Source organism: Leifsonia naganoensis, from assembly GCF_013410615.1.
Taxonomy (GTDB): Bacteria; Actinomycetota; Actinomycetes; order Actinomycetales; family Microbacteriaceae; genus Leifsonia; species Leifsonia aquatica.
The window spans coordinates 3,461,958-3,488,679 of record NZ_JACCHJ010000001.1 but is presented as its reverse complement, the minus strand read 5'-3'; the positions used below and the strand labels follow the sequence as shown (position 1 = coordinate 3,488,679).

At 70.3% G+C, this 26,722-nt stretch carries 24 protein-coding genes; 3 read left to right on the top strand and 21 right to left on the bottom strand.

The genetic code is table 11. The annotated features are described in order from the left end of the window. Positions 1-74: 74 nt before the first annotated feature. Complete coding sequence (locus HNR14_RS16825) at positions 75-1,511, bottom strand: dipeptidase (protein ID WP_179701934.1); 1,437 nt, start codon at positions 1,509-1,511, stop codon at positions 75-77. A 40-nt stretch (positions 1,512-1,551) separates the two neighbouring features. Between HNR14_RS16825 and HNR14_RS16820 the strand changes: the two genes are divergently transcribed. Continuing rightward, positions 1,552-2,148 carry a DUF3043 domain-containing protein gene (locus HNR14_RS16820; protein ID WP_021757615.1) on the top strand — a complete coding sequence of 199 codons (597 nt, stop codon included), beginning with the start codon at positions 1,552-1,554 and terminating at the stop codon, positions 2,146-2,148. Between the two features lies 1 nt (position 2,149). Then, a complete protein-coding gene (locus HNR14_RS16815) occupies positions 2,150-3,112 on the top strand; it encodes an RNase H family protein (protein ID WP_179701933.1) in 963 nt (320 codons plus the stop codon). Here HNR14_RS16815 and HNR14_RS16810 read toward each other — a convergent pair. The 3 genes from HNR14_RS16810 to hisD are packed head-to-tail and all read right to left on the bottom strand — an operon-like array spanning position 3,080 to position 5,957. After that, the gene (locus HNR14_RS16810) at positions 3,080-4,123 is read right to left on the bottom strand and encodes a quinone-dependent dihydroorotate dehydrogenase (protein WP_179701932.1); all 1,044 of its coding nucleotides are present in this window, start codon (positions 4,121-4,123) and stop codon (positions 3,080-3,082) included. The two genes, HNR14_RS16815 and HNR14_RS16810, sit on opposite strands and share 33 nt — an antisense overlap. Positions 4,124-4,148: 25 nt before the next feature. Further along, positions 4,149-4,622 carry a transcriptional regulator NrdR gene (nrdR, locus tag HNR14_RS16805; RefSeq protein ID WP_021762598.1) on the bottom strand — a complete coding sequence of 158 codons (474 nt, stop codon included), beginning with the start codon at positions 4,620-4,622 and terminating at the stop codon, positions 4,149-4,151. Positions 4,623-4,649: 27 nt separating this feature from the next. Next, on the bottom strand, positions 4,650-5,957 hold the full coding sequence (hisD, locus tag HNR14_RS16800; RefSeq protein WP_179701931.1) for a histidinol dehydrogenase: 1,308 nt from the start codon (positions 5,955-5,957) through the stop codon (positions 4,650-4,652). Positions 5,958-6,038: 81 nt separating this feature from the next. Between hisD and HNR14_RS16795 the strand changes: the two genes are divergently transcribed. Beyond that, complete coding sequence (locus HNR14_RS16795; protein WP_021761037.1) at positions 6,039-6,569, top strand: flavin reductase family protein; 531 nt, start codon at positions 6,039-6,041, stop codon at positions 6,567-6,569. A gap of 48 nt (positions 6,570-6,617) precedes the next feature. On the opposite strand, the gene HNR14_RS16790 is transcribed toward HNR14_RS16795, so the two are convergent. The 17 genes from HNR14_RS16790 to HNR14_RS16710 form a co-directional block, all read right to left on the bottom strand. Next, positions 6,618-6,983, bottom strand: a complete 366-nt coding sequence (locus HNR14_RS16790) for a cupin domain-containing protein (RefSeq protein WP_179701930.1) — start codon at positions 6,981-6,983, stop codon at positions 6,618-6,620. A 9-nt stretch (positions 6,984-6,992) separates the two neighbouring features. Next, entirely contained in the window at positions 6,993-10,508 is a 3,516-nt protein-coding gene (gene dnaE / locus HNR14_RS16785; RefSeq protein WP_179701929.1) for a DNA polymerase III subunit alpha, read from the bottom strand. 257 nt (positions 10,509-10,765) lie between these two features. Further along, positions 10,766-11,686: an RluA family pseudouridine synthase gene (locus HNR14_RS16780; RefSeq protein ID WP_021761031.1), complete on the bottom strand. Its 921-nt coding sequence runs from the start codon at positions 11,684-11,686 to the stop codon at positions 10,766-10,768. After that, positions 11,687-12,286, bottom strand: coding sequence for a signal peptidase II (gene lspA, locus HNR14_RS16775; RefSeq protein ID WP_343064567.1), 600 nt, complete (start codon positions 12,284-12,286; stop codon positions 11,687-11,689). A gap of 34 nt (positions 12,287-12,320) precedes the next feature. Next, entirely contained in the window at positions 12,321-13,145 is an 825-nt protein-coding gene (locus HNR14_RS16770) for a DivIVA domain-containing protein (RefSeq protein ID WP_179701927.1), read from the bottom strand. Between the two features lie 148 nt (positions 13,146-13,293). Next, on the bottom strand, positions 13,294-13,590 hold the full coding sequence (locus HNR14_RS16765) for a YggT family protein (RefSeq protein WP_021758272.1): 297 nt from the start codon (positions 13,588-13,590) through the stop codon (positions 13,294-13,296). A gap of 83 nt (positions 13,591-13,673) precedes the next feature. Beyond that, positions 13,674-14,186, bottom strand: a complete 513-nt coding sequence (locus tag HNR14_RS16760; protein ID WP_179701926.1) for a cell division protein SepF — start codon at positions 14,184-14,186, stop codon at positions 13,674-13,676. Positions 14,187-14,258: 72 nt separating this feature from the next. After that, a complete protein-coding gene (locus HNR14_RS16755; RefSeq protein WP_179701925.1) occupies positions 14,259-14,960 on the bottom strand; it encodes a YggS family pyridoxal phosphate-dependent enzyme in 702 nt (233 codons plus the stop codon). Continuing rightward, the gene (ftsZ, locus tag HNR14_RS16750) at positions 14,926-16,092 is read right to left on the bottom strand and encodes a cell division protein FtsZ (RefSeq protein ID WP_039921168.1); all 1,167 of its coding nucleotides are present in this window, start codon (positions 16,090-16,092) and stop codon (positions 14,926-14,928) included. The genes HNR14_RS16755 and ftsZ overlap by 35 nt, the downstream gene beginning before the upstream one ends. 157 nt (positions 16,093-16,249) lie before the next feature. Next, positions 16,250-17,299 carry an FtsQ-type POTRA domain-containing protein gene (locus HNR14_RS16745; protein WP_179701924.1) on the bottom strand — a complete coding sequence of 350 codons (1,050 nt, stop codon included), beginning with the start codon at positions 17,297-17,299 and terminating at the stop codon, positions 16,250-16,252. 6 nt (positions 17,300-17,305) lie between these two features. Beyond that, positions 17,306-18,715, bottom strand: a complete 1,410-nt coding sequence (gene murC, locus HNR14_RS16740; protein ID WP_179701923.1) for a UDP-N-acetylmuramate--L-alanine ligase — start codon at positions 18,713-18,715, stop codon at positions 17,306-17,308. A gap of 62 nt (positions 18,716-18,777) precedes the next feature. Further along, positions 18,778-19,854: a UDP-N-acetylglucosamine--N-acetylmuramyl-(pentapeptide) pyrophosphoryl-undecaprenol N-acetylglucosamine transferase gene (locus HNR14_RS16735; protein WP_179701922.1), complete on the bottom strand. Its 1,077-nt coding sequence runs from the start codon at positions 19,852-19,854 to the stop codon at positions 18,778-18,780. Next, positions 19,851-21,125, bottom strand: a complete 1,275-nt coding sequence (gene ftsW / locus HNR14_RS16730; RefSeq protein ID WP_021763093.1) for a putative lipid II flippase FtsW — start codon at positions 21,123-21,125, stop codon at positions 19,851-19,853. Before ftsW ends, HNR14_RS16735 begins: the two co-directional genes overlap by 4 nt. Further along, positions 21,091-22,635: a UDP-N-acetylmuramoyl-L-alanine--D-glutamate ligase gene (gene murD, locus HNR14_RS16725; RefSeq protein ID WP_179701921.1), complete on the bottom strand. Its 1,545-nt coding sequence runs from the start codon at positions 22,633-22,635 to the stop codon at positions 21,091-21,093. The genes ftsW and murD overlap by 35 nt, the downstream gene beginning before the upstream one ends. Continuing rightward, a complete protein-coding gene (gene mraY / locus HNR14_RS16720) occupies positions 22,632-23,744 on the bottom strand; it encodes a phospho-N-acetylmuramoyl-pentapeptide-transferase (RefSeq protein WP_179701920.1) in 1,113 nt (370 codons plus the stop codon). Before mraY ends, murD begins: the two co-directional genes overlap by 4 nt. Next, positions 23,741-25,168: a UDP-N-acetylmuramoyl-tripeptide--D-alanyl-D-alanine ligase gene (locus HNR14_RS16715; protein ID WP_021763090.1), complete on the bottom strand. Its 1,428-nt coding sequence runs from the start codon at positions 25,166-25,168 to the stop codon at positions 23,741-23,743. Before HNR14_RS16715 ends, mraY begins: the two co-directional genes overlap by 4 nt. Then, positions 25,168-26,712 (bottom strand): UDP-N-acetylmuramyl-tripeptide synthetase, encoded by a 1,545-nt coding sequence (locus HNR14_RS16710; protein WP_179701919.1) that lies wholly within the window; start codon positions 26,710-26,712, stop codon positions 25,168-25,170. The genes HNR14_RS16715 and HNR14_RS16710 overlap by 1 nt, the downstream gene beginning before the upstream one ends. Positions 26,713-26,722 lie beyond the last annotated feature (10 nt).

Below are 26,722 nucleotides of genomic sequence, written 5' to 3'. Positions count from 1 at the left end.
GGACTTCGGGATACGAAATCTGCGTCGATTGTACGTCGGAAACCCGGGAGGCTGTCCAGACGTTCAGACGGCGCTCAGCCCTCGCGGCGGTCCAGGCGCGCGAGCAGGAGCGCCTCCGAGAGGATCGCGCGCTTGAAGACGCCGAGGTGCAGCGACTCGTTCGGGCTGTGGGCGCGCGAGTCCGGGTCCTCCACGCCGGTGACGAGGATCTGCGCGTCCGGGAACTCCCGGACCAGGTCGGCGATGAACGGGATGGACCCGCCGATGCCGGTCTCGGCCGCCTCGTTGCCCCAGGCATCGGTCATCGCCCGCTTCGCCTCCGTCGCGGCCCAGCCCGCCGTGTCGACGAGGAAGGCTTCACCGGTGTCGACGTCGCTGATGTCGATGTGGGCTCCGAACGGCGCGTGGGCGCGCAGGTGCCGCTCGATCGCCGCGTAGGCGTCCGCCGCCGGCTGTCCCGGCGCGACGCGGGCGCTGAGGCGTACCGCGGCGCTCGGGAGGAGCGTGTTGGAGGCGTTCGCGACCGTCGGCGCGTCGATGCCGGTGATGGTGATGGTCGGCTTGGACCACATGCGCGACAGGATGGGGCCGCTGCCGATGGGCGTGACGCCCGGCAGCAGGGCGGCCTCCTCGCGGAACTGCTCCTCGCTCAGGTGCGGCGGCTCGGCCGCGTCGTCGTAGGAGAGGAAGCCGTCGACCGCGACCTCGCCGCGGTCGTCGTGCAGGGTCGCGAGCAGCTTGACCAGCGCGAGCATCGCATCCGGAGCCGCGCCGCCGTACATGCCGGAGTGCGAGGCGTGCTCGAGGGTCGACACGGTCAGGCGGAAAGTCACGTTGCCCCGGAGCGAGACGGTTAGGGCGGGCGTGTCGATGTCGACGTTGTCCGAGTCGGCGACGACGATCACGTCGGCGGCGAGGGCGGCGCGGTTCTCGTGGAGGAAGTTCGCGAAGGAGCGGGAGCCGAACTCCTCCTCCCCCTCGATGAACACCGCGAGGCCGAGGTCGAAGTCGGGCCCGACGGCCTCCACGAGCGCGCGGACGCTGGCCACGTGCGCCATGACGCCGGCCTTGTCGTCCGCGGCGCCGCGTCCGTAGATCCGGTCGCCGCGCACGGTCGGCTCGAACGGCGGGGTGTCCCAGTCGTCGTCCGATCCGGGCGGCTGCACGTCGTGGTGGGCGTAGAGCAGGACGGTCGGGCGGCCGTTCTTGGCCGCACGCGTCGCCAGCACCGCGGGCTGGCCGAGCTGCTCTCCGTCGATGGGCGCCTGCGTGACCTCGACGCTCTCGAAGACGCCGGTGTCGCGCAGCAGTCCGGCCACCGCGTCGGCGCTCGCGCGCACGTGCGCGGGGTCGAACGCCGACCACGAGACGGAGGGGATGCGGACGAGACGCGAGAGGTCGGCGATGGTCGACGGCAGGCCGCCCTCGACCGCCGCGCGGACGCGTCCCTCCGCCGCCGGATCGTCGGCGGGCTGCGAATACTGGCCGGAAGACGGCTGGGAGTCAGTCATGCGGGTAATCTTAAGTGACCCCACAACCGAAGGCTGAGCGTTGGCGAAACGAGACCACCCGGCGACCGAGGCGGAGACGCCGATCGCCGAGACACCCGAACAGACGGCAGAGCGCCTGAACCAGGGCAAGGGCGCACCGACGCCCTCCCGCCGCGAGCAGGAGGCCGCCCGCAAGCGCCCCCTGGTCCCCGGCGACCGCAAAGAGGCGGCCCGCAACGCGCGCTCCAAGCAGGCGGAGGCCCGTGAGAAGGCCCGCGTCGGCATGGCGAACGGCGACGAGCGCTACCTCACGCAGCGCGACCGGGGCCCGCAGCGCCGCTACGTGCGCGACTACGTCGACGCCCGCTTCAGCATCGGCGAGTTCCTCATCCCGGTGATGCTCGTCATCATCGTCCTGAGCTTCCTGCCGTGGCAGTTCCTGCAGGTGTGGGCGCTCTTCGCCCTCTGGGCCTTCTTCCTGATCTCCGTCCTCGACTGCATCGTCCTCGGCTTCCTGGTGCGCAAGCGCATCGCGGCGAAGTACGGCGCCGACAAGGTCGAGCGGGGGCTGCGCTGGTACGCGGCCATGCGCGCCCTGCAGCTGCGCGTCATGCGTCTGCCCAAGCCGCAGGTCAAGCGCGGCCAGTACCCCGCCTGACGTGACGATCGTCGCAGCAGCCGACGGCTCCGCCCTCGGCAATCCCGGTCCGGCCGGCTGGGCCTGGTACGTCGACGACGACCGCTGGTCGGCGGGCGGGTGGCCGCACGGCACCAACAACCAGGGTGAGCTCATGGCCGTCATCGACCTGCTCGAGTCGACGGCCCATCTCGACGACGACCTTCACATCCTGTGCGACAGCCAGTACGTGATCAACGCCGTCACGAAGTGGATGGCGGGCTGGAAGCGCAAGGGCTGGCGCAAGGCCGACGGTGCGCCCGTGCTCAACCGCGAGCTGCTGGAGCGCCTGGACCGCGCCCTGCAAGGCCGGCGGTACGCCTTCGAGTGGGTGAAGGGCCACGCCGGCCACGACCTCAACGAGGCGGCCGACGTGCGTGCCCGCGCCGTGGCCACCGCGTATCAGAAGGGCGACCCGATCCCGATCGGTCCGGGCTGGCCGAACGCGACACGACGTGCCGAGCAGCCGATCGAGGAGGCCGCGCCCCCGGCAACCCGTGCTGCGGCGCCCACCCCCGCTGCTGAATCGGCGCCGGCAGCGCCGCCCGCTGCGGCCGTCGAGGATGCACTCGAGCTCGACATCTTCGGCGATCCCGCCGTTGCAGAGACCGATGAGGAGGTCGTCGCCCGGCTCGAGCGCGAACTGCTCGACCCGGCTGTCCGCTCCGACTCGTCCCGTGTCGCCGGCCTGCTGCACCCCGACTTCGCCGAGATCGGCCGCTCCGGTCGGCTGTGGGGACGGGACGACACGCTCCAGGCTCTCGCGAGCGAGGAATCCGAGGTCGTGGAGTTGGAGGTGCTGGCGACCGACGTCGTCGCGGACGGCGTCATCCTGCTCACCGCCCGGACGAGCGACGTGCGCGGCGGAACCCTGCGCAGCTCACTGTGGCAGCGCAGCGGCGACCGCTGGCGCCTACGCTTCCACCAGGGCACGCCGGAGGCGTAGCAGCCCGCGGTTGATCTGCCGCGCCCACAGCGGGCCGCGGTAGAGGAACGCGGTGTAGCCCTGCACCAGGGTCGCGCCGGCGTCGAGGCGCTCCTGCACGTCCTCGGCGGTCTCGACGCCGCCGACCGAGATCACACAGAGCTCCGGTGGAACGGTCGCGCGGATCAGCTTCAGCACCTCGAGCGAGCGCGCCGCGAGCGGCGCCCCGGACAGGCCACCCGCACCGGCAGCCTCCACGCGCGCGGGGTCGGTACGGAGTCCCTCGCGGGAGATCGTGGTGTTCGTGGCGATGATCCCGGCGAGGCCGAGGCGCACCACCAGCTCCGCGATCCGCTGCACCTGCGCGTCCGTGAGGTCGGGCGCGATCTTCACGAGCAGCGGCTTCTCCCCCGCGACCTCCTTGACGGCCGTGAGCAGTGGCGCCAGGAGGTCGAGCTCCTGCAGACCGCGCAGGCCGGGGGTGTTCGGCGAACTCACGTTGACGACCAGATAGTCCGCCACGGGCGCGAGCGCCCGCGCACTGGTCAGGTAGTCGGCAGTGGCGTCCTCGACCGCGACGACGCGGCTCTTTCCGATGTTCACGCCGAGCACCGGCCGGCGACGCGATCGGAGGACGCGCAGGAGGCGGTCGGCGGCGACGCCCGCGCCGCGGTTGTTGAAGCCCATGCGGTTGATCACCGCGCGGTCCGGGATGAGGCGGAACAGCCGCGGCTTGTCGTTGCCCGGCTGCGGGATGGCGGTGATGGTCCCGACCTCCACGTGGCCGAAGCCGAGCGCGCCGAGGCCGAGCACCCCCTCACCGTCCTTGTCGAAGCCGGCGGCGACGCCGAACGGCGACTCGAACCGGAGCCCGAGGGCATCGACGGCGAGGGAGGGGTCCGCGGCGGTGAACCGCCGCGCGAGGCCGCTGAGCCCGAGCGCGGGCAGCGCACGGATGACGACGAACGCGAGGTGGTGGGCCCGCTCGGGGTCGAGCTTGGCGAGGACGAGTCTGAAGAGTGTGGAATACATGCCGGTACGAGAATACCGGTCGGCGTCAGGCCTGCACGTCGGCGGGGACGACGTGGTGGGCGACCCGCAGCTGCTGGATGGCCTCCTCGAAGTCGTCGAGGGAGTCGAACGCCTGGTAGACACTGGCGAACCGCAGGTACGCGACCTCGTCCAGCTCTCGCAGCTCGGGCAGGATCGCCAGCCCGACCTCGTTCGCCTCGATCTGCGAGGCGCCGGTCGAACGGATGGTCTCCTCCACCTTCTGCGCCAGCACGGCGAGGTCGGAATCGGTCACCGGCCGCCCCTGGCAGGCCTTGCGCACGCCGAGCATGATCTTCTCGCGGCTGAACGGCTCGGCTACGCCGCTGCGCTTGATCACGCTGAGGCTGGCCGTCTCGGTGGTCGAGAAGCGGCGGCCGCACTCGGGGCACTGCCGGCGCCGGCGGATCGAGAGACCGTCGTCACTGGTCCGGGAGTCGATGACACGGGAGTCCGGGTGGCGGCAGAAGGGGCAGAACATACCCCGATTCTACCGGTCTCCCGTCGCTCAGCCGCGGAAGCGTACGGTGACCGCCTCGCCGTGCGCGGGCAAGTCCTCGGCGCCCGACAGGGCGACGATCCGGTCGGCCACGTCGCGCAGCGCATCCCGGTCGTACCGGATGACCTGCTGCGGCCGCAGGAACGAGTACGCGCCGAGGCCCGACGAGAACCGCGCCTGCCCTCCGGTCGGCAGCACGTGGTTCGACCCGGCGAGGTAGTCGCCGAGGCTGACGGGCGCACTGGGCCCGATGAAGATCGCACCGGCGTTCTGGATGTCGGCGAGCACGGCGTCATCGTCCGCGGTCTGGATCTCGAGGTGCTCCGGGCCGTAGGCGTTGCTGAACGCGGCCGCGGCGGCGAGGTCGTCGACGAGCACGATCGCGGACTGCGGGCCGCCCAGAGCGGTGCGGACGCGCTCGCTGTGCCGGGTGGCACCGGCCAGCTCGACCAGTTCCGCGGCGACGCGCTCGGCGAAGGCGGGGCTGTCGGTGACGAGGAGGGAGGCGGCCGCCTCGTCGTGCTCGGCCTGGCTCACCAGGTCGGCCGCGACGTAGCGGGGGTTCGCGCTCTCGTCGGCGATCACGAGGATCTCGGTGGTGCCTGCCTCGGAGTCGATCCCGGCCGTCCCGCGCACGACGCGCTTGGCGGCGGCGACGTAGATGTTGCCCGGCCCGGTGATGACCTGGACCGGCTCGAGCCCGATCTCCTCGACGCCCCACGCGAGCGCGCCGATCGCTCCGGCACCGCCCATCGCGTAGACCTCGTCGATGCCGAGCAGCCCGGCGGCGCCGAGGATGACGGGGTGGACCGTGCCGCCGAACTCGCGCTGCGGCGGGCTCACGAGCGCGATGGACGAGACACCCGCGATCTGGGCGGGCACCGCGTTCATCACGACGCTGGAGGGGTAGACGGCCTTGCCACCGGGCACGTACAGGCCCGCCCGCTCGACGGGCTGCCAGCGCTGCACGATGGTCGCCCCCGGGCCGATGCGGGTCTCGGCAGGCGGCGGCACCTGCGCAGCGGTCGCCTCCCGGACGCGTGCGATGGCCTCCTCGAGAGCAGCGCGGACCTCGGCCGGAAGCGCCTCCACGGCGGCGGCGATCTCCTCGGCGGAGACCCGCACGGTGGGCGGTGCCCCGCCGTCGAACCGCTCGGCCTGCTCCCGAAGCGCCGCGGCACCCCGAGCGCGCACGTCGTCGATCAGCTCGGTCGCGACATGCATCGCGACCCCCACGTCCACGACGGGACGGGGGACGAGGCGCTCGAAGGCGGCGCGAGTAGGCTGGACTCCGCGGAGATCGATGGTCTGCATCATGGCGCGACAAGCCTATCCGCTCCCCCGCTCCGGTTTCCCCGCGCGGAATTCTCGACGTCGATTGGTGCTTGCAGTACACGTATGAACAGCGCATCCCCCGACCCCACCGACGGCACCGTCTCCGACGTGACACCGGACCTGTCGGCCTTCCGCCAGACGTTCCGCCGCCACGCCGCCGGTGTCGCCATCGTCACCGCCCTGCGGCCCGATGGCAGCCCCGTCGGGTTCACGGCCACCTCCCTCGCGTCGCTGGCGGCCGTGCCGCCGCTCGCGACGTTCAACATGGCGCTCTCTGCCTCCAGCTGGCCCGCCATCGCCGAGACGGACCGCGTCGTCATCCACACGCTCGGCGTGCGCAACAAGGCCGCCGCCGAGAAGCTCGCCGGCGACAACGCCCGGCGCTTCGAGGGCGAGCACTGGTACCCGGGGCCTTACGGCCTCCCGGTCATCAAGGACACCACCGCGTGGATGGTCGGCCGCATCATCGAGCGCTTCACGGTGCACAACAGCGCGGTCGTCGTCGTGCAGATCGAACGGGGCGAGCTCGGCGCCGAGGACGAGCCGCTGCTCTACCACGAGCGCCGCTACCACCGTCCCACCGCGCTGGACTGACACCCGCCGAGAGGGCATCGGCCGACACGCCGTCGGTCAGTCAGTCAGTCAGTCCAGTTCGCGGAGCTGAGCGGTCCTGTCGCCTCCGGCCGACCCGGTGTTCACAGTGCCCTGCGGCTCGAACAGGACCGCCTCCACTTCGGCGTCGGCCCGCGGGCAGTGCTCGACCCCCTTCGGGACGACGTAGACGTCGCCCGGGCCCAGCACGACGTCCCCGTCGCGCAACTGGATCGTGAGCTCGCCGCTCAGCACGAGGAAGAGTTCATCCGTCTCGGGATGCTCGTGCCAGACGAACTCGCCGAGCAGCTTCACGACCTTCACGTCGTAGTCGTTGACGCTCGTCAGGCGGTGCGGCTGCCAGCGATCGCCGATCCGTGCGAGTGCTTCGTGCAGGTTGCGGACGCCGTCGCTCATGGCACCGACCTAGACGAGGCAGTTCGGGCCCAGGAGGCCCTTGAGCTCGCCGTACAGGTCGGGGCTGACCTTGACCTGCTTCGGCACGCCGAGGACCCGGACGCGACCTCCCGTCACCAGATGGATCCGCACCTCGTTGTCCCCCGGATGCCGCGAGAACGTCTCGCCCAGGCGGGTGACGACGTCGGGGGTCGCCCGGCGGTCCTGGATGGTGATCTGGAGGGGGCTGCTGTCCTCGATGGGTCCGAGGTCCGGGTTCATCAGGCTGAAGGCGTGCAGGTTCATCCCGTCGTCGCGCAGGCTGACACGGCCGCGCACCACGACGATCGCGTCGCCCGTGAGCATCGGCGAGAACTCCTGGTACGCCTTGCCCATGAACATGACCGTCATCTCGCCGCCGAAGTCCTCGACGGTGATCATGCCGTACTGGTTGCCCGACGCCTTCGCGACGCGATGCTGCACGCTCGTGATGAGCCCCGCGATCGTGACCGTCTCGCCGTCCTGGATGTTGTCGGAGCCGACCAGGTCGGCGATGGACGTGCTGGCCATCTTCGCCAGCTGCAGCTCCAGGCCCGCCAGCGGGTGATCGGAGACGTAGAGCCCGAGCATGTCGCGCTCGAACGCGAGCTTGTCGCGCTTGCCCCACTCGGGGCGGTCCGGGATGCTGTGCTGCGTCTGGCCCGGTTCGTCGGCCTCCCACAAGCTGTCGAAGTCGAATCCGACGTCGCCGTTGGCCTCGTTGCGCTTGATCTTGACCGCGGACTCCACCGCGTCCTCGTGCACCTCGACGAGTGCACGGCGCGTGTGGCCGAGCGAGTCGAACGCGCCCGCCTTGATGAGCGACTCCACGGTGCGCTTGTTCGCGGCATGGATCGGCACCTTCGACAGGAAGTCGTGGAACGACTCGAACCGGCCCTTGTTCTCGCGCGCCTCGCGCACGCCCTCGACGACGTTCGCGCCGACGTTGCGCACGGCGCCCATCCCGAAGCGGATGTCCTCGCCGACGGCACCGAAATACAGGCTGGACTCGTTGACGTCTGGCGGGAGCACCTTGATGCCCATCCGGCGGCACTCGTTCAGGTAGAGCGCCATCTTGTCCTTGGAGTCGCCGACGCTGGTGAGCAGCGCCGCCATGTACTCGGCCGGGTAATGCGCCTTCAGGTAGGCGGTCCAGTACGAGATCACGCCGTACGCGGCGGAGTGGGCTTTGTTGAACGCGTAGTCGGAGAACGGCAGCAGGATCTCCCACAGCTTGTTCACCGCGTCCATCGAGTAGCCGTTGTCGTTCATGCCCTGCGCGAAGCCGGCGAACTGCTTGTCCAGTTCGGACTTCTTCTTCTTGCCCATCGCGCGGCGGAGGATGTCGGCCTGTCCGAGGGAGAAGCCGGCGACCTTCTGCGCGATCGCCATCACCTGCTCCTGGTAGATGATGAGGCCGTAGCTGGTGGACAGGATGTCGGCGAGCGGCTCCGCCAGTTCGGGATGGATCGGCGTGATGTCCTGCTGGCCGTTCTTGCGCAGCGCGTAGTTCGTGTGCGAGTTCGCGCCCATCGGGCCCGGGCGGTACAGCGCGATGAGTGCCGAGATGTCCTCGAAGTTGTCGGGGCGCATCAGGCGCAACAGGGACCGCATCGGGCCGCCGTCGAGCTGGAACACGCCGAGCGTGTCGCCGCGCGAGAGCAGTTCATACGCCGGCCGATCGTCCAGCTCGAGGTCTTCGAGCACGAGCTTCTCACCGCGGTTCGCCTCGATGTTGTCGAGCGCGTCGTTGATGATCGTGAGGTTGCGGAGACCCAGGAAGTCCATTTTGATCAGGCCGAGCGACTCGCACGCCGGATAGTCGAACTGGGTGACGATCTGGCCGTCCTGCTCGCGCTTCATGATCGGGATGATGTCGATCAGCGGGTCGGAGGACATGATGACGCCGGCCGCGTGCACGCCCCACTGGCGCTTGAGGTTCTCGAGGCCGAGCGCGGTGTCGAAGACGGTCTTCGCCTCCGGGTCGCTCTCGACGACGGCCCGGATGTCCACCGCCTCCTTGTAGCGCGGATGGTTCTTGTCGAAGATCCCGGTGAGCGGGATGTCCTTGCCCATGACGGGCGGAGGCATCGCCTTCGTCAGCTTCTCGCCCATCGAGAACGGGAAGCCGAGCACACGACCCGAGTCCTTCAGCGCCTGCTTGGCCTTGATGGTGCCGTACGTGACGATCTGGGCGACGCGCTCGGAGCCGTACTTCTCGGTCACGTACTTGATGACCTCGCCACGGCGGCGGTCGTCGAAGTCGACGTCGAAGTCGGGCATGGAGACGCGGTCGGGGTTGAGGAAGCGCTCGAAGATCAGGCCGTGCTGCAGCGGGTCGAGGTCGGTGATCCGCATGGCGTATGCCGCCATCGAGCCGGCACCCGAGCCACGGCCCGGGCCGACGCGGATGCCGTTGTTCTTCGACCAGTTGATGAAGTCGGCGACGACGAGGAAGTAGCCGGGGAAGCCCATCTGCGAGATGACGCCGATCTCGTAGTCTGCCTGCTTGCGCACCTCCGGCGTGATGCCGTTCGGGTAGCGCTCCGTGAGCCCCTTCTCGACCTCCTTGACGAACCAGGTCTGCTCGGTCTCCTCCGGGGGCACCGGGAAGCGGGGCATGAAGTTCGCCTGCGTGTCGAACTGCACGTCGCAGCGTTCGGCGATCGCGAGCGTGTTGTCGCACGCTTCGGGGTAGTCGCGGAACAGCTGGCGCATCTGCTCGGCCGACTTCAGGTAGAACTCGTCGGCGTCGAACTTGAACCGGTTGGGGTCGTCGAGTGTGGACCCGGACTGCACGCAGAGCAGCGCCGCGTGGCTCTTCGCGTCCTCGGCGTGCGTGTAGTGGAGGTCGTTCGTGGCGACCATCGGGATGCCGAGGTCCTTGGCGAGACGGATGAGGTCGCTCATGATCCGGCGCTCGATGCCGAGGCCGTGGTCCATGATCTCGGCGAAGAAGTTCTCCTTGCCGAAGATGTCGCGGAACTCCGCCGCCGCCTTGACGGCCTCGTCGTACTGCCCGAGGCGCAGTCGTGTCTGCACCTCGCCCGACGGGCACCCGGTCGTCGCGATGATGCCCTTGCCGTACTGGCTGAGCAGCTCACGGTCCATGCGGGGCTTGAAGTAGTACCCCTCCATCGACGCCTTCGACGACATCCGGAACAGGTTGTGCATGCCCTCGGTCGTCGCCGCGAGCATGGTCATGTGCGTGTACGCGCCCGAGCCCGAGACGTCATCTCCACCGCCGTCGCCCCAGCGGACGCGCGTCTTGTCGGTGCGGTGCGTACGCGGCGTGAGGTACGCCTCCGTGCCGATGATCGGCTTGATGCCGGCGTCCGTGGCGGTGCGCCAGAAGTCGAACGCGCCGAACATGTTGCCGTGGTCGGTGACCGCGACGGCGGGCATCTGCTGCTCGACGGCGGCGTCGATCAGCGGTTTGACGCGTGCCGCCCCGTCGAGCATCGAGTACTCGCTGTGGACGTGGAGGTGGACGAAGGAATCGCTCATGTCGAGGACAAGCCTACGGCTCCCGACCGACCTTCACGCCGTCGCACGCGGACAAGGGAGGAGATTCGTCACCGCCTCGCGCGGATCCCCTCCGATCGCCTCCGATCACCCCTCCACGCCGCCGGATCTCCTCCGTTCGCACCCGCGCGGCGAACGGAGGAGATGTGCGCCGACTCGCCCGGTAGACGCAGGGAACGGAGGAGATTCGAGGCGGCGCGCGCCGGATCTCCTCCGTTCGTGACGCCCCTCGGGGCGCGTCAGGACGCGCGGAGGACGTCGAGCGCGTGCTGGAGATCGGCCGGGTAGCCGGTCGTGAACGTGACCCACTCCCCCGTCGCGGGGTGCTCGAACGCGAGCTGGACGGCGTGCAGCCACTGCCGCGTGAGGCCGAGGCGGGCCGAGAGCGTCGGGTCGGCGCCGTACATGGCGTCGCCCACGCAGGGATGGCGCTGTGCGGCCATGTGCACGCGGATCTGGTGGGTGCGCCCGGTCTCCAAGTGGATCTCGAGCAGGCTCGCCGCCGGGAAGGCCTCGATGGTCTCGTAGTGCGTCACCGAGGGCTTGCCGTCGGCGATCACCGCGAACTTCCAGTCGGACTTCGGGTGGCGGCCGATCGGGGCGTCGATCGTGCCCGTGAGCGGATCAGGGTGGCCCTGGACGACGGCGTGGTAGATCTTCTCCACCGTCCGGTCGTGGAACGCGCGCTTGAGCACGGTGTAGGCGTGCTCGGACTTGGCGACGACCATGAGGCCGCTCGTGCCCGCGTCCAGACGGTGCACGATCCCGGCCCGTTCGGCTGCGCCGGAGGTCGAGATCCGGAACCCGGCCGCCGCAAGGGCACCGAGCACGGTGGGCCCCTCCCAGCCGACGGAGGGATGCGCCGCGACACCGACCGGCTTGTCGATCACGACGATGTCGTCGTCGTCATGGACGATCGTGAGCTCGGGGACCGCGATCGGGACGATCGTGACCTCCTCGCGCGGCTTCCACGACACCTCGAGCCAGGAGCCGGCCGTCAGCCGGTCCGACTTGTCGACATCGCGGCCGTCGACCGTGACGCCTCCGGCTTCCGCGATCTCGGCGGCGAAGCTCCGGGAGAAGCCGAGGAGCTTCGCGAGCCCCGCGTCCACCCGGGCCCCGTCGAGCCCGTCGGGGATGGGGAAACTGCGCGACTCCATCTACGGCTGCGGCTTCTCGGGGTGCTCGGCCTCGGCCGGCGCGTCGACAGGGGCTGCGGCGGGCGCCTCGGACGCCGCGTCGGCACTGTCGACCTCGGGAGCGTCATCGAGCTCGTCGGCGTCCTCGTCCTCGGTGGTGCGACGACCGTCGAGGCCGATGCCGCGGATGGTCAGGATCAGGAAGAGCGCCATACTCGACACGATCGCGACGTCCGCGAGGTTGAAGATCGCCGGCAGGACCGGGATCTGGAGGAAGTCGACCACATGGCCGACGCCGAAGCCGGGCTCCCGGAAGAGACGGTCCGTGAGGTTGCCCAGCAGGCCGCCCAGGAGCAGACCGAACAGGATGGCCCACGCCGTCGACTTGATCCGCGGGGCGTACCAGATGACGAAGCCGAGCACGCCGACGCCGACGATCGAGAAGATCCAGGTGGATCCGCTGCCGATCGAGAAGGCGGCGCCGGCGTTCTTGACGAAGTTGAACTGCAGCAGCTGGCCGAGCACCTCGACCCGCTGACCCTCGTAGAGGTTGGCGACGACCAGGACCTTGGCGATCTGGTCGACGAGGTACACGCAGAGCGCGACCACCGCCAGGATCACCAAGGCCCGGACGCTGACCGAGGGCCGGGAGGTATTAGCCTCCAAAGCCGGGGAAGACCGGGGGCTGCTGCCCCTGGTCCGAAGAGCTGGAGCCGTCCGCGGCGACCGGCGCCGGGACGCCGGCGCTCACGGGAGCGGCCGCGCGGTTCTGACCGAAGCCGGCACCGCCGGCGGCGGGCTGGGAGTCGAGGTCGCGGAGCTGACCCTCGATGTAGCCCTTCAGCCCCTGGCGGTAGTCGCGCTCGAACGTGCGGAGCTCGTCGATGCGGCGCTCCAGCTGGGTGCGCTCCTGGTCGAGGGCGCTGATCTGGGCGCGCTGCTTCGACTCGGCCTCGGCGACGATCCGCGCCGCGGTGGCGTGACCCTCGGCGATGAGCGAGTCGCGCTTCTCGACGCCCTCGCGCACGTGCTCCTCGTGGAGACGGCGCGCGAGCTGGAGGAGGTTGTTGGTCGCGTTGGGGTCATTCGCGCTGTCGGCGGCGAAGGTCGGCGCGGCGGCTGCGGCGGCGACAGGAGCGGCAGCGGCGGCGGCTGCGGACTCCTGCTGCGCGGCGGCGAGGCGCTGCTTGAGCTCCTCGTTCTCCTGCTGGAGGCGGGTCAGCTCACCGTTGTCGACGGCGGGCGCGGCCGCGACAGGGGCGGGCGTCGCGGCGGGAGAGCCCGAGCTGCGCTGCAGCTCGGCGATGCGCGAGTCGGCGGCGACGAGGCGCTGCTTGAGCTCCTCGTTCTCCTGACCCAGACGACGCAGTTCGACGACGACCTCATCGAGGAAGTCATCGACCTCGTCCTGGTCGTAGCCCTCACGGAACTTCGTCGGTTGGAACCGCTTGTTGACTACATCTTCCGGAGTCAGCGCCATGGCAAGCCACCTTAGATCTTGAAAGAGACGAACAGAAATCGCGTTCAGCCAACGCTAGCAAAGTGCGCCAGGTCTGCACACTCCGCCGCGCTCGCACGTCGGCTCGACCACCCTACAACGGCGTCGAGGCCGGTTCGGGGACCGACGCTCAGCTGAATCCCAGCGTCACGTACAAAAGGATGATCACGACGAGCATCGTCAGGCTCCACCCGAAGTCGAGGGCGACGGGACCCATCGACAGCGGCGGGATGATGCGCCGGAAGAACTTGATCGGCGGGTCGGTGATCGCGTAGGTCGCCTCGGCCAGCAGCAGCCAGAACCCCTTCGGGCGCCACTGCCGGGCGAAGGTCCGCACCAGGTCGAGCACGAAGCGCGCCCACATGACGAAGAAGTAGATCAGGAGGAGGTAGTACGCGATGGTCGCGACTATCGAGACGACAAGCACCCTCCCAGTATGACGGAGAGCGCACGCCCTCCCTGACGAGGGGGCGTGCGCTCACGTCGTGTCGGCGGCCGGGGCCGCCCGATTCAGTTCTGGGCGAAGAAGGAGGCGTCGACCTCGGAGTCCGCTCCGCCGTGCTCGCCGGAGACGACCACGTGCGACGGGGAGAGGAGGAAGACCTTCGGCGTCACGCGCTCGATCTTGCCGTAGAGGCCCTGCGAGAGGCCGCTGGCGAAGTCGATGAGGCGACGCGCGTCGCCCTCGCTCATCTGCGAGAGGTTGATGATGACCGGGATGCCCTCGCGGAACGACTCGGCGATCGCCTGGGCGTCGCGGTACTGGCGGGGGTGGACCGTGAGGATCTCGTTCATTTCCTGTACCGAAACATTCCGTGCGGTGGACGATTTGCGCAGCGGGGTGACCGGAGCGCGGCCGGCCACGGGGGCGACCGGTGCGGGGTGCGGGACGGGCTGGACGGGCGCGGGGGCAGGCGCCTCGCGGCGCGGCTGGTGCTGCGCCTGCTCGGGCTGCTCGTCGAACTCCATCTCCTCGTCGGCGAGGCCGAGGTAGACCATCGTCTTCTTCAGCGGGTTGGCCATGCGCTTCCTCCGTGTAGAACTGTGCGCCGACGCCTCGCACGCACGTATTGCGAACCTTCTTCTTCTTCGAGATTAACGAAGGGTCGGCCGATTCCCGGTAATGGCGGTCCCGATCCGAAGGTGTGTCGCGCCGGCGGCGACGGCTTCGCGGTAGTCCTGGGACATCCCGGCGGAGATGGCGGAGGCCTCCGGGGCGAGCGCGCGCACGCGTTCGCTCGACGCCCGCACCCGCTCGAAAGCCCGCCCGGGCTCCTCGTCCAGTGGTGCGACCGCCATCACGCCGAGCAGTCGCAGGCCGGGCGTCGTCAGCACGTGCTCGACCAGCGGCTCGAGGTCGCGGTCGGCCACGCCGCCGCGTCCGGGGTCGTCCGTGAGGTTCAGCTGCACGAACGCATCGATCTCGCCCTCGTCGGAACGAAGCGCGTCGACGAGCGAGAATCGATCGATCGAGTGGATGACCGAGGCGTAGCGACGCGCCTGACGCGCCTTCTTGCTCTGGAGCTGTCCGACGAAGTGCCAGGCGAGGTCGAGGTCGGCCAGCTCGGCCGCCTTCTCCTGCGCCTCCTGGTGCCGGTTCTCCCCCACGTCGTGCACCCCGAGCGATGCCAGCTCGCGCACGAGCGACGCCGGATGGAACTTCGTGACCACGATGGTGGTCAGCTCGTCCGGCGACCGCCCCGCGGCCCGGGCGGCATCGTCGATGCCGGCCCGGACCGCCGCGAGGCGCTCGGCGAGCGGACTACTTGAGGAAGTCGGGGATGTCGAGGTCGTCATTCTCGTCGTCGAACGCAGGGTCTTTGGGAGCGGTCTCGGCGACCGGGGTCTCACCGGTCCAGTTCTCGGCGACGGGCGCCTCGACCTCGCCGGCCTCGACCACGGCGGAGGAGGCCGCGGCATCCTCCGCGCCGGCCTCGACGAACGTCGAGCGACGGGTGTCGACCACCGGCTTGGAGCCGGGCTCGCCACCGTCGAAACCGGCTGCGATGACCGTGACGCGGACCTCGTCGCCGAGGGTGTCGTCGATGACCGCACCGAAGATGATGTTGGCCTCGGGGTGGACGGCCTCCTGCACCAGGCGGGCCGCGTCGTTGATCTCGAAGATGCCGAGGTTCGACCCGCCCTGGATGGAGAGGAGCACGCCGTGCGCTCCATCGATGCTGGCCTCGAGCAGCGGCGACGCCACGGCGAGCTCGGCGGCCTTGATCGCGCGGTCGGCGCCGCGCGAGGAGCCGATGCCCATGAGTGCGCTGCCCGCGCCCTGCATGACGGACTTCACGTCGGCGAAGTCGAGGTTGATGAGACCCGGGGTCGTGATGAGGTCGGTGATGCCCTGCACACCCGCGAGGAGCACCTGGTCGGCGGTGGAGAACGCCTCCAGCATGCTGATGCCGCGGTCGCTGATCTCCAGCAGCCGGTCGTTCGGCACCACGATGAGGGTGTCGACCTCTTCCTTGAGCCGCTGCACGCCGGCCTCGGCCTGCTGCTGGCGACGCTTGCCCTCGAAGGAGAACGGCTTGGTGACGACACCGATGGTGAGGGCGCCGATCGACTTGGCGATGCGCGCGACGACGGGAGCGCCGCCGGTCCCGGTGCCGCCTCCCTCGCCCGCGGTGACGAAGACCATGTCGGCGCCCGCGAGCGCCTCCTCGATCTCCTCCGCGTGGTCCTCGGCGGCGCGGCGGCCGACCTCGGGGTCCGCTCCGGCACCCAGGCCGCGCGTGATCTCACGGCCGACGTCGAGCTTGACGTCGGCGTCGCTCATGAGCAGCGCCTGCGCGTCCGTGTTGATGGCGATGAACTCGACGCCGCGGAGGCCGAGCTCGATCATGCGGTTGACGGCGTTGACGCCGCCTCCGCCGATGCCGACGACCTTGATCACGGCGAGGTAGTTCTGATTTGCTGTCACGTCCGGCCTCCACGGGAACCTTCAACCTCAAGTCGAGGCTTAAAGTTATGCTGAGTATGCAATTCCTTTTTTCGACGTTAGGTGCGCACGGCCCGTGGCGGCGGAACCCGCCAGGCGTGTCGGGAAAGTGCCTCCAGAAGCCGCGGTCTGCGCGGCATCATCCTGTCGTCACACTGTGCGGCGACGACACGTCGTAATGATTCGCTCCGGCCGCCCCGACGAGCAGCGCGGCGAGGTCGGCGGCCTTCAGGTCGGAGTCCTCCGCGCTCCCCCACACGACCGTCGCGCCGCTGCCGCGGAGCGTGAACGAGACGTCGTCCTTGGTCGTCGCCGAGATCGTGTCCACCTGTGCGAGCGTCGCTGCGGGCAGAGCGCTCAGGACGCTCGCGGCCGCGGCGAACGCCGAGTCGGCGTCGTTCTCGGCCGATGCGCCCCCGGCCGCGATCAGGGGAAAGCCGTCCGGACGGGTCGCACTGGACGAGATCGGCACCTTGGCCGCATCCACCAGGGTGAAGGCCGCGCCCTTCTGGATCGCGCCGATGGGCTGGCGTTCGACCACCCGGACAACGATGGTGTCCGGCGGGTGGCTCTCCACCGTGTAGCTGCGGATCAGCGGGAACGCCGCGAGGTCGTGCGAGATGCCGGCCTGGTCGAGCAGGGGCAGCGGCTTGCCGAGCTGATCGCCGAGCTTCGCCGCGATGTCCTTCGGGTCGAGCCGCGAGGCTCCGGTCACCTCGATGTGCTTGAGAGCGAGCACGGGCGAGAACGCGAGCAGAGTGACCCCGAGGACCAGCGCGAGCGCCACCCCGGCTGCCCCGAGCCACGCCTGACGGCGCCGCCGGGATCGCTTGGTGAATCGGCGCACCTCGCCGCGCTCGACCCGCTTGCGCTCCTTGCGTGCGGCGCGAAGAGCCTTGCTGATGTCGCGATTGCTCGGGAGCCGGTCGTACGGCGACGTGTCCGCGGCGGATCGGGTGCCCGTCCCCGGTTCGGGATGCTCGGAACTCGCAGGCCGCTCGGCGCGCGCGGGCCGACGCTCCTCGGCCGGCGCGGAGACGGGTGCGCTGACGATCGGGATCGGCTCCGTCACCGCCGGACTGGTCGTCGCCCGCGGCGCGGATGCGCGGCGCTCGGTCTCCGGCGCGGGCGGCTGCGCCGCGGGCGGAGTCTGCCCGGGCGTCCGGTCGTGACCTTGGGGGCGCTTCACGGGCGGCTACTCGCGGACGCGGCGGAGCGAGTCCAGCAGCTGGGGGACGATGCGGTACACGTCGCCGCAGCCGAGCGTGATGACGAAGTCGCCCTCGCGCGCGATCTCGGCGGTGTGATCGGCGGCGGCCTGCCAGTCGGCGATGAACGCGACGTGCTCGGGATGCGCGAAGCGGTCCGCGACGAGTGCGCCGGTGACGCCCGGCTCCGGGTCCTCGCGCGCACCGTAGACGTCGAGCACGACGGTCTCGTCGGCGTACGTCTCCAGGGTCTCGGCGAACTCGTTCGCGAAGAGGCGGGTGCGGCTGTAGAGGTGCGGCTGGTGCACCGCGATGATGCGGCCGGAGCCGACGACCGTCCGCGCTGCGGAGAGAGCCGCGGCGACCTCGGTCGGATGGTGCGCGTAGTCGTCGTAGACGCTCACGCCGCCGACGGTCCCGTGCAGCTCGAACCGGCGCTCGGTGCCGCCGAACTCGGCGATGGCGGCCAGCGATGCCGCCGGCTCGAAGCCCAGGCCCGTGAGCACCGCGAACGCGCCCGCGGCGTTGATGGCGTTGTGCCGACCGGGCACCCGCAACTGAGCGGCGAACTCGTCGCCCGCGTAGCTGACGCGGAAGGAGACCGGCCCGTCGGTGACGATGGAGTGGACGCGCACGTCGGCGTCCTCCGCCTCGCCGAAGGTCACCACGCGCTTGTCGGGCGTGGACTCCAGCAGGCGGGCGGTCACGTGCTTCGCGCCGGCGTCGTCCGACGAGACCACGACGAGCTCGCTCGACTCGCGGGCGAACGTGACGAACGCCTCCTCGAACGCCTCCAGCGAACCGTAGTGGTCGAGGTGGTCGGGGTCGACGTTGGTGATCAACGCGACCGCCGTGTCGTACAGCAGGAAGGTGCCATCCGACTCGTCGGCCTCCACCACGAAGAGGTCGCCGCTGCCGGTCTGCGAGCTCTTGCCGAGCGAGGCGATCACACCGCCGTTGACGAAGCTCGGGTCCTCGCCGAGCCCGAGCAGGCCCGTGATGATCATTCCCGTCGACGTGGTCTTGCCGTGCGCACCGGCGACGGCGACGAGCCGCTTGCGGTTGATCAGCCAGGCGAGCGCCTGCGACCGGTGCAGCACCGGGAGGCCCTTCGCGAGTGCGAGCTGGTATTCGGGGTTGTCCTGCCACAGCGCACCGGTGACGACGAGCGTGTCCGCGTCGCCGACGTTCGCGGCGTCGTGGCCGACGGCGATGGTCGCGCCGAGCGCGCGCAGCGTGTCGATGTTGGCGGAGTGGCGCACGTCCGAGCCCGTCACCGTGTAGCCGGCCTCGAGGAACAGGCGGGCGATCCCGCTCATCCCGGACCCGCCGATGCCCACGAAGTGCAGGGCGCCGAGGTCGTCGGGGATGGTCATGGAGAGGTCGGGCTTGATCACGGGCACTGCTTTCGGTTCACGAGGAGTAACTCCATCAGGGCTTCCTCCATCTTCTCACGGGGCTATGCGCGGCCGAGGGAGCGCCGGACGAGTGCCGCCATGCGGTCGGACCCGTCGCGGACCCCGGCACCGGCCGCCCTGGCGGACATCCCGGCCACGCGTTCGCGGTCGTTCAGGAGGGGCAGGAGCTCGGCGTCGACCCACTCGGGAAGGAACGCGGCGTCGTCCACGAGGATTCCGCCGCCTGCGCCGACGACGCCCGCAGCGTTGTAGCGCTGCTCGCCGTTCCCGATCGGGAACGGCACGTAGACCGCCGGGATGCCCAGAGCAGCGAACTCGCTCACGGTCGCCGCCCCGGCGCGGGCCACGGCGAAGTCGGTGAGGGCGAACGCGAGGTCCATGCGGTCGCAGTAGTCCAGCAGCCGGTAGTGCTCGACTCCCGGGTCCGTCAGCTCGCCGCGGCCGCCCTGGATGTGGAGCACCTGCCAGCCCGCCGCCGTCAACTCGCGGGCACGGGCGGCGATCGTGCCGTTCAGCCGGCGCGCCCCGAGCGAGCCGCCGGTGACGAGCAGCGTGGGGCGGTCGTCGGAGAGGCCGAATTCGGCGAGGGCGGCGGGACGCGACGCGGCGCGGTCCAGCTCCTCGATCTCGACGCGGAGCGGCATCCCGACGAACGTGGCGTGGGGCAGCCGGGTCCCCTCGAACGCCACGCCCACCCACGGGGTGTAGCGCGCTCCGAGGCGGTTGCCGAGGCCCGGGCGGGCGTTGGCCTCGTGGATCACGAGCGGGACGCCCGCTTTGCGAGCGGCCGAGTAGGCCGGCGCGGCGGCATAGCCGCCGAAGCCGACGACGGCGTCGATCCCCCGCTCCCGGATCAGCTCGACGACGGTGCGGATCGTCCGCCGGTACGCGCCGGGGAAGCGCAGCGCCGCGGCGTTGGGACGCCGCGGGAAGGGCAGCTTCGGGATCGTGGCCAGCTCGTATCCGCGCGCGGGCACCAGGCGCGCCTCGAGGCCCTCCTTGGTGCCGAGCACGAGGATCTCGGCCGCGGGGTCGTCACGGCGCAGGCGGTCGGCAACGGCCAGCAACGGGTTCACGTGGCCGGCGGTCCCCCCACCGGCCAGCAGATACCGCGTCATGCGCGCGGACCGGCCGATCGGGCGGCGGACGGGGTCGTGTGCGATTCCTTGCTCGATTCGCGCGCGAACGAGAGGACGATTCCGATGGCGATCATGGAACTGATCATGGCAGTCCCTCCCGCAGAGATCAGTGGGAGCGGTACGCCGAGCACGGGTATCACCCCGAGCACGACGGCGATGTTGACGAACGCCTGACCGATCAGCCACACCATGATCGCGGCGGTCGTGACCCGCGCGAACGGGTCGGTCGACGCGTGGATGATGCGCAGGAAGACGATCGCGAGCAGCACGAAGAGCAGGAGCACGACGATCGCGCCGATGAGGCCGAGCTCCTCGCCGATGATCGCGAAGATGAAGTCGGTGTCGGCGGCGGGGAGCCACGACCACTTGGAGTGCGAGTTGCCGAGCCCCACACCGAACACGCCCCCGGATGCGAGGGCGTAGAAGCCGTTCTTGATCTGCCAGTCCACGTCGGGGTTCGCGGCGCTGCTGCCCCCGAAGAAGGCGGCGATGCGCCCGACGCGGCTGGCGCTGGAGAGCGCGACGGCGACCGCGATCGCCCCCATGCCGAGCGTGCCGATCACCAGGTACCGCATGCGCACGCCGGCGTAGAACAGGGCTCCCAGGACGAGGGCCGCCATGATGACGGTCGTGCCGAGGTCGCCGCCGAGCAGCACGAGTGCGATCGCGCCTCCCGCGACCGGGACGACGGGCACCGCGACGTGCTTCCACTGGTCGAGGACGTCCCGCTTGCGCGCGAGCACCACCCCGAGCCAGACCACGAGGGCGACCTTGATCGCCTCCGACGGCTGACCCGTGAACGACCCGATCCGCAGCCAGTTGCGATTGCCGCCGATCTCGACCCCGAGCGGAGTGAGGAGCACCAGCACCTGGAGGAAGCACGCGGCGGCGAGCAGGAACCAGATCGACTTCTTCCAGAACCGTGCCGGCAACCGGGACACGAGGAACATCAGCGGCAGGCCGATCAGCGCGAAGGCGCCCTGCGACCAGAACCGCGAGAAGAAGTTGTCGCTGTCACTGTGGGACTCCACGGAGGACGACGAGAGCACCATCACGAGCCCGAAGAACACCATGAACAGCGTCACGCCGAGCAGCATGAAGTAGTTGGCCGATTCGGCGGTCACGTTCTTGCCGAGCGAGATGCGGGCGGTCAGACCGGCCAGGCGCGAAGCGGTCGCGGCCGACGCAGCCTCCCGCGCAGAGGGAGACGGCCGGTCAGTCCTCGTCGGGACGCGAGGCGGAGAAGTCATCCGCCTCACCTCCCAAGTACTCGTTGACGGCCGCCTGGAAGAGGCGTCCCCGTTCCGCATAGTCGGCGAACTGGTCCATTGACGCCGCAGCCGGCGCCAGCAGAACGGTGTCGCCCTCGCGGGCGAGACCGCCGGCCGAGCGGACAGCCGTCGGCATGACCCCTTCAGTTTCGTCGGCCTCGACCTCCACCACGGGAAGCGTCGGCGCGTGTCGCCGGAATGCCTCGCGCAGCGGCTCGCGGTCGACGCCGATCAGCACGGCGCCGCGCAGCCGGGACGCATGCGTGCGGACGAGCTCGTCGATGTCGACGCCCTTCAGCAGACCGCCGACCACCCAGACGACCGACGAGTACGCGCGCAGCGACGCGTCGGCGGCGTGCGGGTTCGTGGCCTTGGAGTCGTCGACCCAGCTCACGCCGGCCTCCACCCGCACCAGCTCGATGCGGTGGGCATCGAGGCGGAAGGCGGTCAGCACGTCGCGGATGGTCTGCGGCTCGACCCCGTAAGAGCGGGCGAGCGCACTGGCGGCGAGGATGTTGGCGACGACGTGCGGAGCCGAGAGACCGGCCTCCCGCAGCTCGTCCAGCGTGGTCAGCTCGAGCGCGGTGGTCATGCGGTCCTCGAGGAACGCGCGGTCGCACAGGATGCCGTCGACGACGCCGAAGTCACTCGGGCCGGGCACGTCGAGGCCGAAGCCGATGGCGCGCGCGCCGTCGACCACCTCCGCCTCCTCCACCATGAGGATGGTGTTGGCGTCGGCGCGGTTGTACACGCACGCGACCTGGGTGTTGTCGTAGACCTTCGCCTTCGCGGCGATGTACGCCTCCAGCGAGCCGTGCCAGTCGAGGTGGTCGTCGGCGATGTTCAGGCAGGCCGAGGAGTACGGGTACAGCTCGCCGCCGGCGTTGCGGTTGATCCAGTGCAGCTGGTAGCTCGAGAGCTCCACGACGAGCACGTCGAAGCCCTCGGGGTCGCGGATCGCGTCGAGCACCGGCACACCGATGTTGCCGCAGGGGGCGACGCGGCTGCCGCCCGCGAGGAGCATCGTCGCGGTCAGCTGCACTGTCGTGGTCTTGCCGTTGGTGCCGGTGACGCAGATCCAGTCCGCGGCGGTGTTCCCGCTGCCGGGAGCCGCCACCTTGTCCCGGAGTCGCCACGCGAGCTCGATGTCGCCCCAGACCGGGGTGTCCCGCTCCTCGGCCCACACCAGCAGCGGGTGGTCCCAGTGGAATCCGGGCGAGACGACGACGAGCTCCGGGTCGAACTCGGTCAGGCGCGCGGGCGGCGACGAGAGGTCGGGCTCCTCGAGCAGCTCGGCGCCGATGACCTCGAGCAGCATCGCGCGCTCGGAGTCCGCCGAGGCCGTGACGACCAGGACCTCGGCCCCGAGCTCGGCCAGGGTGTCCGCGACCGAGAAGCCGGTGACACCGAGGCCGTAGACCGCGACCCGCAGCCCGCGCCAGTCGGCGTGCCAGCTCGTCAAGGTCGAGAGCCGCTCCCCCGCACTCATGTGGCGAGCCATTCGAGGTAGAACGAGCCGACGCCGGCGGCGACGAGCAGTCCGCCGATGATCCAGAACCGCACGACGACCGTCACCTCCGCCCAGCCTTTGAGCTCGAAATGATGATGGATGGGGCTCATCAGGAAGATGCGCCTGCCGTGGGTGAGCTTGAAGTACGCCCGCTGGACGATCACCGAACCCGCCTCGATCACGAAGAGGCCGCCGATGAGCACGAGCAGGAGCTCGGTGTGGCTGAGGATGGCGAGGGCCGCCACCGCGCCGCCGAGCGCGAGCGATCCGGTATCGCCGAGGAAGATCTGGGCGGGCGACGTGTTCCACCAGAGGAAGCCGACCACGGCGCCGACGATCGCCGTCGCGACGATCGCGAGGTCGAACGGATCGCGCACCTCGTAGCACTTGGCCACGTTCTCCGGGTTCAGGTTGGAGTTCGCGCACGACTGGATCGACTGCCAGAAGCCGATGATGATGTAGGCGCCGATCGCGAGGATCGATGCGCCCGACGCGAGTCCGTCCAGACCGTCGGTGACGTTCACGCCGTTCGAGGTGGCCGCGACGATGAAGTTGATCCAGATCAGGTAGAGCCCGTAGCCCACCACGAGGCCGATCGCCCCGAACTGGGTGAGATGGCCGAAGTCGATCGGGAGGTCGCGGATGAACGAGACGTTCATCGACGCGGGGGTGTCGCCGTTGCCGTTGGGGAACGAGATCGCCAGGAACGCCCAGACCGTGGCGACGACGACCTGGCCGGCGACCTTCGCCCATCCCGTCAGGCCGAGACTCCGCTCACGGCGCGTCTTGAGGAAGTCGTCGATGAAGCCCACGACGCCCAGACCCACCATCAGGAACAGCACGAGCAGCGCGGAGACGCTCGTCTCGTCGCCGGTGAGCAGGAGGGCCGTGAAGTAGCCGAAGAGCGTTCCCAGGATGACGATGATGCCGCCCATGGTGGCGGTCCCGCGCTTCGCGTGGTGGCTCTGCGGCCCGTCGTCGCGGATGAACTGCCCCCACTGCAGGCGGCGGAACAGGCGGATGAACAGCGGCGTCAGGAACAGCGAGAACGCCATCGACAGTGCACCGGAGGTCAGCAGGGCTCTCACGAGAAGAATTCTCCCAGTCGGTCGCCGAGGAAGCGCAGTCCCGCGGAGTTGGAGGACTTCACGAGCACGGTGTCCCCCTCGCGGAGGTCCCCCGCCAAGTGCTCGTACGCGGCGTCCTGGGTGTCGAAGTAGAGGGACTCGCCGTCCCACGAGCCCTCGTTGATGGCCGTGATGTGCATGCGGCGGGCCTCGGGGCCCACGACGACGAGCTGGCCGATCCCGAGCCGGACGGCGAGCAGGCCGATGCGGTCGTGCTCCTCCCCGGAGAACTCGCCGAGCTCGCTCATCTCGCCCAGCACCGCGACGGTCCGGGAACCCGGCTCCGCGATCTGCGCGAGGGTCTTGAGCGCGGCGGACATGGAGTCCGGGCTCGCGTTGTACGCGTCGTTGATGACGGTGACGCCGCGGGCGCCGCCCATGACCTCCATCCGCCAGCGCTCGGCGCGCTGCACGGTCTGGAGGGCGGCGACGATCGCGTCGATGCCCACGTCGAGCGTGTGCGCCGCGGCCGCGGCCGCCAGCGCGTTCATCACGTGGTGCTCGCCGAGCACCTGGAACCGCACCTCACGGGAGGCGCCGTCCGGCAGGTGCAGGGTGAACGAGGTGCCGCGGGCGCTGGAGACGACGTCGGTCGCGCGCACGTCGGCGCGGCTGTCGAGGCCGAACCACAGCACCCGGGCGGCCGTCTTGTCCGCCATCGAGGCGACGCGCGGGTCGTCCAGGTTCAGGATGGCGACGTCGGACTCGAGGAGGTCGCTGACCATCTCGGTCTTCGCCGCCAGCGTCTGCTCGATCCCGCCGAACTCGCCCGCGTGGGCGAGGCCGACCTTCAGGACGATCCCGATGTCGGGGCGGGCCATGCGCACGAGGCGCGCGATCTCGCCCACGCCGCTCGCGCCCATCTCGGCGACGAGGTATCGGGTCTCCTCCGTGACCTCCAGCATCGTCACGGGGGCGCCGACCTCGTTGTTGAAGGAGGCGCGCGGGGCGATGGTCGGGCCGACCTGCTCCAGGATCTCGCGCAGGAGGTTCTTGGTCGTCGTCTTGCCGTTGGAACCGGTGACGCCGACGATCTTCAGCCGGCCGAGGGCGCGCACACGGGCGATCACCTCGGTCGCGAGGTCGCCGAGGGCGACGACGGTGTCCTCCACGAGCAGCTGCGGCACCGGGAGGTCGAGCGCGTGGTCGACGACGAGGAGTGCGGCTCCCGCCTCGGCCGCCTGCGGCGCGAAGAGGTGCCCGTCGGTGAACTCGCCGGGCTTGGCGAAGAAGAGGGTGCCGGGCACGACCTCCCGCGAATCGGTCGTCGACAGACCGGAGACGACCGTCTCGGGCGTCGCCGGTGCGCCGTCGATCAGGGCGCCGTCGAGCAGCAGGGTGCCGCGGGTCGCCGCGGCGACCTCGGCGAGGGTGAGAGCGATCATCAGAGCCACCCGGCCTCTCGGAGGGCGAGCCGGGCGTCGTCGCGCGCCGAGTACGGCAGGCGCTGTCCCGCGACCTCCTGGTAGTCCTCGTGGCCCGGTCCGGCGTAGAGCACGACGTCGCCCTCTCCCGCGAGCGAGAGCGCCTTGCGGAAGGCGGCGCGCGGGTCGGGCACCTCGTAGAGCTCGCCGTCCGGGACAGCGGCGCGGGCTCCCGCGAGCAGCGCCTCGCGGATCGCAGCCGGGTCCTCCCAGCGCGGGTGGAAGTCAGTGATGACCACGGCGTCGGCGCCGCGGGCGGCGATCGCGCCCATGTCGGCGCGCTTGGTCGTGTCGCGGTCACCGTCGGCGCCGAAGACCATGACGACGCGTCCCGATGTCACGCGGCGGAGCGCCGTCAGGGTCGAGAGGAAGGCGTCGGGCGTGTGGCCGTAGTCGATGAAGACGACCGGGCCGCGGTCGCCGGAGAGCCGCTCGGTTCGTCCGGGAACGTAGGCGTCGATCCCGCCGTCGCGGTCGAGCGCGGCGCCGATGGCGTCGAGGTCGTAGCCGGACTCGACGAGCATCACGATGGCGAGGGCCGCGTTCGCTGCGTTGTAGGCGCCGACCAGCGGCACCGAGGACTCCAGACGGCGGCCATCCGGTCCTTCGAGCGCGAACGCGGTGTCGGAGAGGGTCTCGTCGAGGATCGTCAGGGTCCAGTCCGCCTCGGTGCCGGGCGAACTGGAGAGGGTCGTGACCGGGATACGCGACTGCTGGACGAGCGAGCGTCCCCAGTCGGAGTCCACCGTGACGACGCCGCGGCGGGCGCGGTCCGGCTGGAACAGCTCGAGCTTCGCCTCGAAGTAGTCGTCCATCGCCGTGTAGTCGTCGAGGTGGTCGTGGCTGAGGTTCGTGAAGCCGACGACGTCGAACTCGATGCCGTCAACGCGGTGGCGGCTGAGGGCCTGGGCGGAGACCTCGAGGGCGACGGCGCGCACGCCCTCCTCCCGCATCCGGGCCAGGAGCGCGTGCAGCTCGCTCGCCTCCGGGGTCGTCAGCTTGCTCGTGATCGCCTGCTCGCCGATCCGGCGCTCGGCGGTCGAGCTGAGCCCGGCGACGACGCCGAGCTGCCCGAGGATCGCGTAGAGCAGGTAGACCACGCTGGTCTTGCCGTTGGTTCCGGTGACGCCGAAGAGCGTCGCCTGGTTCTCGTCGGTGCGGTAGATCCACGCGGCGACGGCGCCGAGGGCGGCGCGCGGGTCCTGGGTGACGATGACCGGGAGTCCCGAGGCGGCGGCGAGGTCGGCGCCGGCGTCGTCCGTGAGCACCGCGACGGCTCCGGCCTCCGCAGCGGCCGCCGCGTAGCTCGCGCCGTGCGCGTTCTTGCCGGGCACGCCGACGTAGAGGTCGCCGGGCTCGACGGCGGAGCTCGCGAGAGCTGCGCCGGTCACCTCGACGGCGTCGAGGTCGCCTCGGCAGTCCAACCCGAACTCCGCTACCAACTGGGCGAGCGGACGGGCGACGGGATGCTCGGGGCGCAGGGAGGAGGGCGCCGGTCCTGTCACGGGGCTCACT